Below are 13524 nucleotides of genomic sequence, written 5' to 3'. Positions count from 1 at the left end.
ACAGTTAGAAGTTAAGAGTTAAGAGTGAAGAATTTTAACTCCTAACTCTTAACTCCTCACTACTCCCTCCTCACTTTTAACTTTTGTTTTCTACTTGTTGCACAGATTCAATAAGCGATCGCACTTGTTCCGTACCCTCAGAAGCTTCAAATGATAAAGGAAACTTACCCCGGAGGATCATCCGCAAACCGAGGGGTGCAAGACTGAGTAATCCTTTTAAATCCCGAAAATAATTACCAACTACTTGTAAACCAAATTGACGTTCATCAATCCAACCACCTTCTTTAACTAAATCTATCAATACTTTCCGGTGACGAATTGAACGACTATCACTATTTTTTTTCTGGGTGAGAATTTCTTGTTTAACTTTGGTGATTTGTTCTAATGGTGCAACTTCCATTGGACAAACAGAATCACAGTACAAACAACGAGTGCAACCCCATACGCCTTTAGTACCTTCGTTATAGCTTGCTAAACGATTTTCGGTATCGCTATCGCGGGAGTCTGCTACCATTCGGTAAGCTTTGGCAAGGGCATGGGGACCTACAAAGTCTGGATTAACTTCACGAGCGTTGCATTCAGAGTAACAAGCACCGCACATAATACAGTTACCAGTTCGATCGAGGCGCGATCGCTCTTGTGGTGTTTGCAAAAACTCTCTTTCTGGTACTTGTCGTGCTGCCGTACTCACATAAGGGGCAACTGCCTCTAGATTATTCCAAAAGCTGCTCATATCTACAACCAAATCTTTAATCACGGGCATATTGCCAAGAGGTGCGATCGTGATTTCATCAATAGCATTTACTTTACTTTGAGATGATGGTATTTGTTGTAATCTGGCAAGTTCGCTCCCAACATTTTCTTTACAAGCTAAAGCCGAACGCCCATTAATTCGCATAGCACAGCTACCACAAATAGTATTGCGGCAATTTTTGCGAAATGCCAAAGTTCCATCTTGCTCCCACTTAATCTGATTGAGGCAATCCAAGATTGTATTACCTGGTTCGGCCTCTACAATGTAGGTTTGCACAACAGGGGAGGAATTTTGTTGCTGTCGAATGACCTTAAAAATAACTTCCATAACTACTAACCAAAATTTTAAAATTACTTCACCAGCCTCAACAATCATGAGTCAAAGCAGCTAGTTGCGAAAAGTGAGTTATACTTTTTGCCCCTAATTCAAACCCTGGTGTTAATAGGCTGACGATTAAAGGGCGACTGATTCTAGTTTAAGGATAACCATTAAAATTTTACTTGTAGTAGCGCTGTAAGCAAGATTTTTGTCAAATTCTCAGTTAAAACGCCAAAAATGCGATCGCAGCTTTGCATTGAATTTACCTGTTTGGCAATCTAAAGGAAAGAGAGTTTGCTTCAAAAGTAACTTCAGTTGATCTTTGATCTAGCGATCCTATCCAAATGAAATCCATGGGAAGTTAGCAATATGTCTTGATGTCAACTTGAGTCAAGCAGTCCTGACAGTAAAATTCCACCTTCGCTACCACTTGACAGAATTTTTTGATTATATAGAAGTTTGAAAGCCCATGTTTAATATATAGTAGTGGCAATCAAGCACTAGGCAGATGTTAAGAGATTTGTTCATCCCATAGACAGACGTGCAAAATCCTCTGGCCGCTTTTGACCTGAAGATAATAAACCGAGGAAAAATCCTCACCACTTTCAAAAAAGTTAGAGTACCGCGAAACCCACAGGTGTCAGACTTTTCGCTTTTTGGCTTGCTCTCAATCAACAAAATATGGGATTGAACTCATTGGTCAAAACTGCTCGTCTCAATATATAAATTTTTATCAAAGCCAGATAGCAATGCTCGCGCTTGTAATCATAAAGGGTTAAGAAAATCGTCACTGCTTTTTTCAACTTTCAAGTCCAGGAATTTAAATAAAAATTTACCAGCAACTTTAATTCAAAATTAAACAACTATTTTGCTATTATTAGTCCATGCTAGTATTTAATATAAAATTACGAAGTAGCAAAACCAGAATCAATAGCCGTATCAGCGCGGTTACTACTGCTTTGTTGATTCGTAATGTAGAGACAAGAAAATTCGCGTCTCTACTGGTAGAACAAAAGGGTGTATACCCGTAGGACTCTATTGAAATACTATGCTGTCCTAAGCTTGAAAGGACGAGTGGAGAAAACTCTACTTGCTCATTGGCAAGAAAGGCAAGCACTGAAAGTGAAAAACCTGCAATTTTTTGGGTCTACGACTTATTTGCAGTAGAACCTAACCTCATTTGTAATGGTGGCTGAAAGTTACACCGCTACAGTAGCGCTAAAGAAGAAAATAGTTTTCTTTCTGATGGCTAATAATGGTTAAAAGTGCCGTAACATCACCAAAATTAATGTCTGTGGCAACTATGGCCTCTAGTTGGTTGTAGACAACCATATATAGAAGTGCTTTTGGCTCCTATCGGCAGGAATTCACCCGTTACATTAGGGTCTTCAGTAGCTCTATGCAAATGCTAAAAAATTAAATGCTGGCATGAGACTACATAGTTTATCAGTTTGGAGAGAGTAAGGAAAATTTGAGCATAATGACTGAAACTGCAACCGCGCCATTAACTGGAAAAGCACTACTTGCTAAAGTAAAAGAACTTTCCACATTACCACGCCGAGAAAGAGCTAAACAGTGCGGCTATTACACTGTTACTAAGAATAATCAAGTTCGTGTCAATCTCACCGATTTTTATGACGCTTTGCTATCTGCTAGGGGAATTCCTCTAAGTCCAGAAGCGCCTAAAGATGGTCGTGGTCGTGAACCGACATATCGGGTTAGTGTCCATCAAAATGGTCAGATTGTAATTGGTGCTACATATACCAAAGCAATGGGCTTGAAGGCTGGAGATGAGTTTGAAATTAGGCTGGGATACAAACATATTCACCTGATTCAACTAGGTGAAAGCGATAAAAAACTAACCTCACAAGATATAGATTCTGACGAATCAGACGAAGATTTAGAAGACGAAGAGTAAATTTGCTAATGGTAGGGATAAGTTTCAGGTTATGATAACTTGTCCTTACCCCGACAGCAAATTGGTAGCCAGGTAAAAAATACGATTAGACCCCTTGCAGAATTTACCAAAATTAGTAGAGTCTTGATTAATCAGCAAGAAATCTATAATGCAAGAAGTCTATCGTGTTTTTTTGTTTATTTTGATAACTTTCTTTGAGTCTTCGAGCAATGCCTTACTGGCGTTTAGAGAAAATGCACCGCCACTAGTTATAGTGACGGCATTTTTTGTTTGCTGGATAGTTTGCTGGTTGCCAGTAGCAACAGTATCAGCAATATTGCTTAATTGGCAACCTCCTAAACCTTTACAGCCAGAGCAAAAAATGCCGTTATTGGTGTCACTTTATCTATTAGCTCCCCCGATCCTCTGGGGAGTTGTTTGGTTGACTAATAAATCTTTTCCAGATTACGGCTTTGTTGTCAATTTTTCAACTCTTGGTTTTTTAGCAATAGGTTTTAGTTTGGGAGTGTTGAGTCTAACTATTGTCTTTAGTGGGCAATTCGGGTTAGGTTGGTGTTCTTTTGAGAAGTCGAATTTCAAGTTAGTATTACCCATCTTGCTACCGATTTTCTTGATAGCGTTGTTAGTCGCTGGGATAGAAGAGTTAGTTTTTCGCGGTTTCCTGTTCACAGAATTAGCACAGGATTACCCAGCTTGGGTAGCAGCAGCAATTTCTAGCTTGATTTTTGCCTTGTTACACTTGGTTTGGGAGCAACGTGAAACTGTACCCCAACTTCCTGGATTATGGCTGATGGGAATGGTGCTAGTGTTAGCACGCTTTGCCTCTAGCGGTAATTTGGGTTTAGCTTGGGGATTGCACGCAGGATGGGTATGGGCGATCGCTACCATAGATACAGCAGAACTAATTACTTACACTGGTATTGTCTCTGACTGGTTCACAGGTAAAAATAAAAAACCCTTAGCTGGCTTGGCGGGAATTATTTGTGTATTGGGAACTGGAGTAATTATCTGGTTCAACTCTCAAATATTTTAATTTCCCATAGATGATGTCTGTTAACGCAAATCCCCGACTTCTTCAAGAAGTTGGGAATTTAAATCCAACGATTTAGAAGGTACTATTCCACCCCTATACTCTCGGGTTTTGGAGAAAAGGGGAAAGAAAAAACCTTTAACCCAAACCCGATTCCGAGTTAGAAATGCACAAAGCGAGAAGTATTGTATTCCACCCTACTAATCTTTATTCAGTACTCAAAACTACTCAGACCTTCTGATTCTGTCGATTTCTCGTTGTAATTCTTCAATTTGGCGGCGCAAACTTTCTGTTTGATTTTCGGAAGATTCTGCTGAAACATTTACCGATCCGGAAGCAGGCGATCGCTGATAATTTCCTCGGCGAATTTGCTGATATTCTTCAGATACTGCCCACGACCGTAAGTAATGCAAACGTTCAACAGGGAAAGGATGACTCAACATCATACCCTGAGCGCCATTGTAGATCAAGAATTTATATATCTGATTCAGTCCATCTTCATCCAATGCCTGATAATTTTCTGACTGCTTGATAAACTCTTGTAAACTACATTCATTGGCATATTTGTTACTACCACCAGAAAGTTTCATCATCGTTGACATCACAGGATTTAAGTCATCCATCACTAGTAGTGCAGCGCGATCTGACGATAACTCCGCTTTGCGCCGCCACTCAAAAAAGGCGTAAATCAAGCCTTGTGTGAGAATATTACCGATGCCGAAGGTCAATTCTCCCAAGGCCGAAGCAGCACTCATCGCCCACATCGCCATTTGAATTAAAATAGTATGACCACATTTAATATGCCCTAGTTCATGGGCTAGCACCGTCCTCATCTCGGCTTCGTCTAGTAAGTCTAGTATCCCTGTATTTATGACTATGTAAGGATTCTCTTGCCCCAGCGCATAGCTATTTGCTTGGGGATTTTGCGAGACAAACAGTGTTGGTTCTGGGTAAATGTCCAAATCTCGGACGCATTCCCGAAACATCTGGTAAATAGTGGAATATTGACGCGGCCCGACTTGGATGCTGTTACCCATTAGATAGACTAATTGAGGGCGTTCGTAGATAAATTCCACAAATTTACGAGCGATTAAATCAAATCCTGGCAAATTTCGTAAAGCTTGCTCCGCTTGGCGATCTAGTGGATGCCTGAAGGCTTCGCTGGAAATTCCTGTGTAAGTTGGCATAATTTAGGATATTGGGTGATTGGTCATTGGTCATTGGTCATTAGCAAAGGACAAAGGACAAATGACAAATGACAAGATAATAGAAATGGGGCAATTGGAAGTAAAAATCACTTTGTATGGAATTGAAAGCGTGTGATTGAGGCAGAAGTTCATTTGTCACTACATAACTTTTTGCGATCGCAAGCGGGGTTCCCTTCCTGGCCCCATCATTTGACGATGGCACGGTTGGTAGCACGCGCCTTGCGCCTGGGACGTAGCGCCCTAATTCAAGTAGGGGCAGTTAGTGGCTATCAAGGGCGGTATCGTACTAGTTTTGTAGCATCAGCCCTGATGTGGCATGGTCCTGTAATTATTGTTGCTCAAGAAACAGTGCAGCAACTTCTGCTGCGGGTGGAAATTCCCCGTCTACAGCAGTGGCTACCAACCAATAAATCGATTAGGACAGGTGATGCTTGGCCTGATGCCCAGTTCCAAGGGCTACTGTTGACCTCCCCAGAAGCTTGGTTAAAAGGACAGTTAGCTGGTGACTCACGCTTTCCCCAAGGCATTCCCACAATTATTGATGGGGTAGACGATCTTGAAGATTGGGTGCGTCATCAACTTACTCAAGATATTCAACCCGATGATTGGGAGCAACTCATGCTGGCTTGTCCAAACCAAGCTGAGGCAATTCGCGAAGCACGGATACAACTAACACACGAACTTTTTCAGCATCCTGCAAATCCATATCAGTGTTATTTAATTTCCCAGCCAGAAATAGAAATTTTAGGCCGTTTGTATTTGGCTTTAGAGTCAGTACAAGCACTGCCAGAACCTTGGAAAAAATTCTGGCAACAATTTCAAACCCTTGATGAAAATCTTTCCCCCCCTGCTCTCTTTTGGGCGACTATTGCCCATCGACAAGGTTTATTTTCTTTGCACTACGCCCCAATGGAATTAGGGGAAATACTCTCGCCGATTTGGCAGCGACAACCAGTAGTTTTAATTGGCAGCGCTATCGAACCGGAAACTGAGGCTCCCCTTTTCCGCCAGCGCTTGGGTTTGGACGATTTAACTTGCCTGAAGTTCTCTTCGGAAAATCAAGCGGAAGCAATTCAACTGTATGTACCCTATAAGTTGCCTCTACCCAACACGCCAGAATTTCAAGCGGCATTTATTCACAAAGTCCGCACACTGGTTTGTCTAAGTGCGACAGCGCCAGGATTAACGGTTGTCTTGGTGGGGGATGTACCACTAAAGGCTCAAGTTGCGGCAATTCTGGCTTCAGAGTTTGGTTCGCGGGTGCAAGTAGAAAAAACTTGTTTAGATGAGAATGGTATTTTGATTAGCGGTTGGGAATTTTGGCGAGAACATCAACGAGTTTTGCCAGCACCTCATCTGTTAATCATTGCGACTTTGCCCCTACCATCTTTAGAAAATCCTCTGGTAGCTGGTAGGGTAGCTCTTTATAAGCGATCGCATCAAGATTGGTTCCGTTTATACTTGTTACCAGCAGCTTTAAATGAATTACAACGGGCGATCGCTCCAGTACGAGAAAGTCAAGGAATTGTAGCTTTACTTGATAGTCGTGTAGTTAACCGCAGCTACGGCGCTCAAATTCTCGCAGCTTTAAGTCCTCTGGCACGCATTAACTATCTCGATCCCAGCCTGTTTTCCAATACCGATGAGGAAAATTCTGCTTAAAATTCAGTTACCAGTGACGCCACTTGACGGCAGTTGACGGCAGTTGACGGCAGTTGCTCCACTTGGGGAGACCCCATCGCCCTTGGCGTCTCCCCTTGGGAGAAGACCGCACTGCCTCCTCCACTTGGGGAGACCCCAGACGCTCGCGGACTCGCTTGCCGCCGACGCTATGCGCTAAAGCGTCTCCCCTTCTCCCATTCGTGAGAGGCTAGCGCCAAGGGAGAAGACCGCAGTGGCTCCCTAATGCCTAATTTAAATTTTGACGAAGCAAAGCGCGATCGCAAAGAAGCAAGATATTATTATCAGCTTATGGAAGGTGATGCGATTCATCGCCTTTGGAGTAGGCATGATTCCTGGCAAAATAAATTTAGAACCTAAGTAAAATTTGAGTTGCTGATTATGGGTGAAGCAAAACGTCGTAAAACCGCACTAGGGGAAACATACGGTAAAGATACTCGGATCTTATCTTGGGTTCCGATCACAAAAACTCAAGGCGAACAATTTGTCACTTGGACTACTCGTGGTGCTTGGATAGGCATTGGTCTGATGATTGTTGGATGGTTAACAATCCGTTTTATCGGTCCAGCTTTCGGTTGGTGGCAAGTAGTCTATTAATTCTTAATTCATAATTGAATTAGTTGGATATCTAGGCTCCAACTAATTCAAGGCTGCTAAAAAAGACAATAACGCCCAAGTGTCTTGCCAATAATTACAAATTACATTAGCGCAACGGTGGGGAGTTTGCGTACCCTATGGAAAGCAAGCTATGCGTAGCCTCTTGTAAAAAGCATTATGAGGAATTACGAATTAGTTAACTGAGTTATTAATAAAAAATAATTACTCATTTTGGATAGATAATCGAAATATATTATATATGCATTAAATTTGGCAAAACCAAATTAAGATAAGAATCCTTCTAAATTATCGTGCTTTGGTTTGTGCAAGTTTTTGAAAATAATCTCAAAATAACTAGAAATATTGCCTAAATGGCAACAATACTTTGCTGAGTTTAGATATTGTCAGTGTTAAGTTTTCCCATTGTGGATTCTACACTCACAGTTGTCTCCTATGTACGTAACCTGAGTATAAACTATTTAGTTTATGCTTGTGCAACTACTTAGGCTAGAATTCGCACTGTTATCTGCTTAACTTTATATATATAGGAGGAAGGAATTTAGTATAAGTAATCATTTGTCTATACCAAAATCTACGTTATAAACAGAACAGATTAAACATCTAAGCATGAGACAGTATAACGATGGAAAACTACATTATAGCGTTTAATAACAGTGTATTTGACTGCACATAGCCAATAAAAACCAAATATGTAGCTTTTCTGTAGTTGACTAGTGCTAAATTTAAGTTACTCTTAAAGCGGATCTCTTGCTCTAAGAATCTACCCTGACAGAAGTGTATAAAGATATAGTTAAATTTAGCAATTCTGTCCGAGATTTTGAATTTGCAAACTGAATAGTTTGATACGGCCCTCAAAATCCCGATCCACTACCCTAAACAAAGTAGTCAATTCATGACTCAATATCATGTGTCTGGTAATTGTAATGAATAGTTTACAATACCAATGGGTGAGAAAATCTAAAGAAAATATAAAAGAAACTCAAATTACTGTGGTGTCTGGAGGACAAAAGTGTTTCTGAGACTAGCACATCAACATCGACAATTCGTCCAAGACTTAGTAATGAACCTGCAAGCCTTGGCGATTGTATTAGAGCGGCGTGGGTATCCTGCATCTTGCTATACCTGTGGCGATCAAATGAATAGTGCATCATTTATGGTTAGCTTGGGCGATAACCATCTGATTCGGTTTTTAGTGTCCGATTACGGCATTACTTGGACGGAAATGCGGGATGACCGCGAATTAATGAAGCTAGAGGGTGCAGAGGCAATTAGCCAACTAGATGAATTGGCCGATCTTGTCAAGCAATCTATGCAAAGTGATACAGGCTCTAAAACTCTTGCCAAGAAGTATTAAGATTTCAGAGGTCGATAGCAAATTAGAAATTGATTAGGTAACTGTTAATCGGTAAAAGTGGCTTAGTTAGCGATCGCTCATTACTTATTCTCCGTTACCATTAAGTGATTGGCACTTTATTAGCCTATCGCATCTTTTTTTGTATCTACCAAAATTTCACAAGCCAAATTGTTAACCTTGAGTTATCAGGTGTTAAAACGCACCACACTCAACCCCTTCTCCTGTAAAGACGCTACGCGAACGGGGAATTCAAAATTCTCTCATTCACCTCATAAAATCCCCATAAATAATGGGGCTTGAAACAAGGACTCTTTGTGCTTTGTGCTTACGCATCGCAGCACAATTATTTCTAATTTTTCCATAAATCATCGGACTTATATCCTTTTATTCTTCCGCCAGAGGTGGCGTATATAGCTGCTCAATTCTGCAACATGAAAAGCGATCGCTCCTCATGTGGGAAAATCTTATCAAAACGCGATCGCAGTTTTCGTTAGGCCATTATTTAAAAGTATACGAGTGTCTAACGCTCTTTTATTACTCTAAAAAAATAAAAATATTTGTAGCGACTGTCTTGAAAATCAAGACAGTCGCTACATTTAGATTCTTCAAAACCTATAAAAATAAAAGGTTATAATTTTTCTTTAATGAGAGTAATAAAAAAGGGCTAATAAGTCCATTTTTATGTTAAGAATTGCTGAGATTTGGCGAATCGTGGTTTAATTACTGAAAAAATTTAACTATAAAAATCCGAATTTGATTTTTGAATAAAATTAAGTATTTGTAAAGTGCGTTACGACTTCAGTCTAACGCACCGAACCCTGAATTTGGTGCGGCGCTTGGACACTTAGGGCATGATTTCTAATTCTAAAACTCAAGCTAAAAATTCGATTCTAATCAGATGAAGAAGGACTGGAAGCTGATGAAAACAAATTGGAAAATAGGATTTGGTGTTCTTGCTACTTTTGCAACTCTTACACCTATGTCATCAGTTCTAGCTGATGAGCTTTTCTACAACACTAGCAATGGTGCGGGTGCTGTTGGTGTTTTCGATCGCTTTGGCAATTTCACACAATTAAAGGGCTATGCTGCGGGAACTTTTTCTACTGGTTGGTCACAAATAGTCAATACACCGCAGGGCGTCTTCTTCTACAACGCTAGCAATGGTGCGGGTGCTGTTGGTGTTTTCGATCGCTTTGGCAATTTCACACAATTAAAGGGCTATGCTGCGGGAACTTTTTCTACTGGTTGGTCACAAATAGTTAATACACCAAGGGGCGTCTTCTTCTACAACGCTAGCAATGGTGTAACTGCTTTTGGTGTTTTCGATCGCTTTGGTAATTTCACACAATTAAACAGCTCTACGGGAACTTTTTCTACTGGTTGGACAAAGATTGTAGAGCAGCCGTAGCTACTGGGCATTGAATTGTTATTTCTGACTAAAGACATGCTGAATGTATCGATTCTAAATAATTTGTAAAATATTATCATATAAGCTTTGTTGACTGTTGACTGTCAAAGGTTAACAGTCAATACCGATAACGGATATTTTTCACAACTGAAATAGGATTGCCATAACCCAAAATTTCAAATCCAAAATTAAAGTCCATTGCCAATCAAAATAAACGGTGCCCAGTAGTAGGGATGACTAAAATTACTAATTGGCGTTGCAGATGTATTCTCATTTCTCGCCTTCCAGTTTCCAGTAATTAATGAGATTTGAGCTTGTCGTAGAGCTTCAGTTTTAGTCAACTTCTCAGAAGAGAGAATATGATAAAAAGCACTCATGATTGCTTGTGTACCACCATCATCTACAGACCACAAAGAGGCGATCGCGGCTCTAGCGCCAGTTTGTTGCATCTGATAGCCAAAGCCCAAAATTTCTTCACCATTACCTAACTTGCCTCCCAAGCCGGTTTCACAGGCGCTCAACACTACCAAATCTACATTCGGGAGTGACCAAGTGGCAACATTTCTAAAATTAACGCGATCGCCATTCCCGAATAAAATAAACGAATCTTCTGGTTTACCAACCACAAAGGCTGCATGAGTCGCTAAATGGACAATTGTATAATCATCCATTTGGGGTACAGCGACTTTAGGAGTAAAGGCATCGTCTAAAAGCTTCGTAGTTTCAGGAACCGCTGCTGCTAGACTTTCCACCTCCCGCACTGCAAAGGGTAAGCCAGCGAAAGCAACCTGTCGATTCCCAACTTTGATTTGATAATTACCTTTAGTAAAAGCACCCGCTAAAACCCGCAAAGTAGATTGTTTTGGGGTGTTTAAGTTAGTCAGGCTAGCGGATGTAATATGATTCACATTGAAGCGCTGCACTAACCATTGTTTGCCATCATATAAAGCAGTTAAAGGAATGTAGCGTAAGCGATCGTCTGGAGCGTAAATCAGAGTTTGCGTACCTGATAGCTTCAAGTCTTTCTCTATCGGTTTAATTAGCCAGTCATATAATTGGCGTGCAGGTGCTTTGATATTTCGACTGGGATTGATTAAAGCTTGACGGAAAGCATCAATTGTTTGATAGAAGTTTTCGCGCTTTACAGCAACGGTGCGATGGATTGGTGGGGATTCAGGAGTTACCAACACCAATTCCAAACTATCTTTTAAAATCAGTGGGTAGAGTAATGCCGATTTTTGCGGTAATCGCGCCAAATTATCTCGAAGTTCGTTAAGACTTTCCAAATCCAAATTTTGCCGCCTAGCTGTACGGCTAATTTGCTCTACCTGTGCTTTCACTGAAGGACTATTGATAAATTCGTTAAATCCATCTAGAAGTTGCTGTTGATTTAAGACTAGTTGCTCGATACGTTGTTTCTGTTCGAGCGATCGCTGTTCGGGGGCAATTTTGCGTAGTGTTGTTAATTCTTTACCCAGTACAACAGCATTATCCACACTTTGATCCAGCTTTTGTTTAATTGGTTTTTCTGTTGCCGCTATATTAATACCTTTGACAGTACGTTGATTACCTGGCACATTCTGGAGATATTCCTCTAGTTCTTCAACTTTGAGTAAATCCATTGTCCTTTGTGCTTCAGCAACACGTTCTTGTTTGAGCAATCGTTCGCCCAAAATGCGATATGTCTGGCTAACAGTTATGTTGTAAGCATCTGGTTGCGGCGCACTCAATGCTGATGGATTCAAGCGAGCTTTCTCACGATTAATCAAACAATGCTTGTAGAAAAAAATTGCTAACTCTGGTTGGTTTTGGATATCGAATAAGTAACCTATGTTACTGTAGGTTTTGCCAAGTCGAACCAGATCCCCAAGTTCTTTGTTAATCAATAAGGCTTGCTGATAGGATTGAAGTGCTTCAGGATACTTTTTTTGACTTTGGTAGATTCTGCCAATATTGTTAAATGTTACCGCTTCCCAAGAGCGCTCTCCAAGGTCTCTACTGATGGTTAATGCTTTCTGTAATTTCTGCAACGCTTCTTTTGATTGACCTTGACGAGATTCTTTGATAGCTTCTTCATTGAGCCTTGCAATTTCTGAGAGTTGATTATTCTTGGGTAAAGCTTGAGCTTTTTCTCCAGATTCGTACCTCAACCTTGCATTTGTATTTACCTGGTTATGGTCTGGATATACCATCCCAAAACCTAGTAAGCTAAGTAGAGATAAAGTAACAACACTCACATGCCGGAGATTAGGCTGCATCACAAAACACTCCCTATGCTCGGAAGGTAAATATTAAATCAATAAGTCCGGCAACGCAATTAATTTTTATGCTATTCAATAATTTGGAAAATTTATAAACACTGAGAAATTTGAAGATGTCAGAAGAAAAACCCAGCCGACCAAAACTACCACCAACCAGCGCTCTTGACAATCCATCCAGTCATGAGTTTGGGAATTGGTTTGAATATCCTGTCAGAGTCCAACCCCACCACACTGACTATGCCGGTCTTGTCTGGCACGGTTCCTATATAGCTTGGATGGAAGAAGCGCGGATTGAATGCTTGCGATCTATAGGGATTGAATTTGCTGATTTAGTTGCTATAGGCTGCGATTTACCAGTTGTAGAACTGTCGGTGCGCTATCACCGTTCAATTCAATTGGGTATGGCAGTGCTGGTAAAAACCCGCATGGCTGAGGTGACTGGTGTGCGAATCAATTGGGATTACGCCATTATCTCAACTGATGGACAACAATTGTACGTCACTGCCAAAGTGACTTTAGTCGCTTTAGATCGCGAAAGAGGGAAGATTATGCGTCAGTTACCGCCGAGTTTTAAAGATGCCTTAGCCAAGATTTCAGCATTAAATAACAATTGACCAAAAAATTAATTCTAAATTCTGCATTCATAATTCATTTTTTACTTGCCGATTTGGAACTGTGACAGATTTTGAGCAAACTGTGTTGCGTAATGCCAAATATCTTGGGGTGTAATGCCAAAACTAATATTTAATAAAACAAGGATTGCCGCAAGAGTTAATGCAGTGTTCACGGTTGCTTTCAGCAATTTCCATAATATTATGAAAACTATCCAAGCTATAATCAACGTAATAATCATATATATTCATTCCTGAATAATTGCCCTAGTGTCAGAAGATCTTTATTTAGAAAGGGTAAATTTTTATCTGAAGTCAAAATTACTATTGCTAAAGCTATTAAACCTAATTTGGAATAGATACT

Annotated in this window: 12 protein-coding genes; 8 read left to right on the top strand and 4 right to left on the bottom strand. The window is 40.4% G+C overall.

What is annotated here, in order from left to right; genetic code table 11:
* Nucleotides 1-76: 76 nt before the first annotated feature.
* Entirely contained in the window at nucleotides 77-1081 is a 1005-nt protein-coding gene (locus tag ACR5KR_RS26555) for a succinate dehydrogenase/fumarate reductase iron-sulfur subunit (protein ID WP_448270345.1), read from the bottom strand.
* Between the two features lie 1471 nt (nucleotides 1082-2552).
* Between ACR5KR_RS26555 and ACR5KR_RS26550 the strand changes: the two genes are divergently transcribed.
* Both ACR5KR_RS26550 and ACR5KR_RS26545 read left to right on the top strand, forming a co-directional pair.
* Nucleotides 2553-2990 carry an AbrB family transcriptional regulator gene (locus tag ACR5KR_RS26550; protein WP_094350106.1) on the top strand — a complete coding sequence of 146 codons (438 nt, stop codon included), beginning with the start codon at nucleotides 2553-2555 and terminating at the stop codon, nucleotides 2988-2990.
* A gap of 148 nt (nucleotides 2991-3138) precedes the next feature.
* Nucleotides 3139-4023 (top strand): CPBP family intramembrane glutamic endopeptidase, encoded by an 885-nt coding sequence (locus ACR5KR_RS26545; protein ID WP_448268572.1) that lies wholly within the window; start codon nucleotides 3139-3141, stop codon nucleotides 4021-4023.
* Nucleotides 4024-4244: 221 nt separating this feature from the next.
* Here the strand turns inward: ACR5KR_RS26545 and ACR5KR_RS26540 are convergent, their stop codons facing one another.
* Nucleotides 4245-5207: a M48 family metallopeptidase gene (locus ACR5KR_RS26540; protein ID WP_448268570.1), complete on the bottom strand. Its 963-nt coding sequence runs from the start codon at nucleotides 5205-5207 to the stop codon at nucleotides 4245-4247.
* A gap of 132 nt (nucleotides 5208-5339) precedes the next feature.
* Between ACR5KR_RS26540 and ACR5KR_RS26535 the strand changes: the two genes are divergently transcribed.
* The 5 genes from ACR5KR_RS26535 (at nucleotide 5340) to ACR5KR_RS26515 (ending at nucleotide 10288) form a co-directional block, all read left to right on the top strand.
* The gene (locus ACR5KR_RS26535) at nucleotides 5340-6890 is read left to right on the top strand and encodes a helicase C-terminal domain-containing protein (RefSeq protein WP_445629792.1); all 1551 of its coding nucleotides are present in this window, start codon (nucleotides 5340-5342) and stop codon (nucleotides 6888-6890) included.
* Nucleotides 6891-7149: 259 nt separating this feature from the next.
* Nucleotides 7150-7272 (top strand): hypothetical protein, encoded by a 123-nt coding sequence (locus ACR5KR_RS26530; RefSeq protein WP_448268569.1) that lies wholly within the window; start codon nucleotides 7150-7152, stop codon nucleotides 7270-7272.
* A gap of 17 nt (nucleotides 7273-7289) precedes the next feature.
* Nucleotides 7290-7505: a DUF2839 domain-containing protein gene (locus ACR5KR_RS26525; RefSeq protein ID WP_445629794.1), complete on the top strand. Its 216-nt coding sequence runs from the start codon at nucleotides 7290-7292 to the stop codon at nucleotides 7503-7505.
* Nucleotides 7506-8535: 1030 nt separating this feature from the next.
* Entirely contained in the window at nucleotides 8536-8880 is a 345-nt protein-coding gene (locus tag ACR5KR_RS26520) for a DUF1815 family protein (RefSeq protein ID WP_094350113.1), read from the top strand.
* A gap of 919 nt (nucleotides 8881-9799) precedes the next feature.
* Nucleotides 9800-10288 carry a hypothetical protein gene (locus tag ACR5KR_RS26515; RefSeq protein ID WP_445629795.1) on the top strand — a complete coding sequence of 163 codons (489 nt, stop codon included), beginning with the start codon at nucleotides 9800-9802 and terminating at the stop codon, nucleotides 10286-10288.
* Nucleotides 10289-10476: 188 nt separating this feature from the next.
* Here the strand turns inward: ACR5KR_RS26515 and ACR5KR_RS26510 are convergent, their stop codons facing one another.
* On the bottom strand, nucleotides 10477-12546 hold the full coding sequence (locus ACR5KR_RS26510) for a CHAT domain-containing protein (RefSeq protein WP_448268568.1): 2070 nt from the start codon (nucleotides 12544-12546) through the stop codon (nucleotides 10477-10479).
* A 116-nt stretch (nucleotides 12547-12662) separates the two neighbouring features.
* Here ACR5KR_RS26510 and ACR5KR_RS26505 point away from each other — a divergent pair, with 116 nt between their 5' ends.
* Nucleotides 12663-13163, top strand: coding sequence for an acyl-CoA thioesterase (locus ACR5KR_RS26505; RefSeq protein ID WP_322697481.1), 501 nt, complete (start codon nucleotides 12663-12665; stop codon nucleotides 13161-13163).
* A 41-nt stretch (nucleotides 13164-13204) separates the two neighbouring features.
* Here the strand turns inward: ACR5KR_RS26505 and ACR5KR_RS26500 are convergent, their stop codons facing one another.
* Nucleotides 13205-13402: a hypothetical protein gene (locus tag ACR5KR_RS26500; protein WP_448268567.1), complete on the bottom strand. Its 198-nt coding sequence runs from the start codon at nucleotides 13400-13402 to the stop codon at nucleotides 13205-13207.
* Between the last annotated feature and the right edge of the window lie 122 nt (nucleotides 13403-13524).

It is taken from the genome of Nostoc sp. DSM 114159 (genome assembly GCF_053470285.1).
The sequence above is the reverse complement of the archived record's forward strand: the minus strand, read 5'-3'. Positions and strand labels throughout refer to the sequence as shown.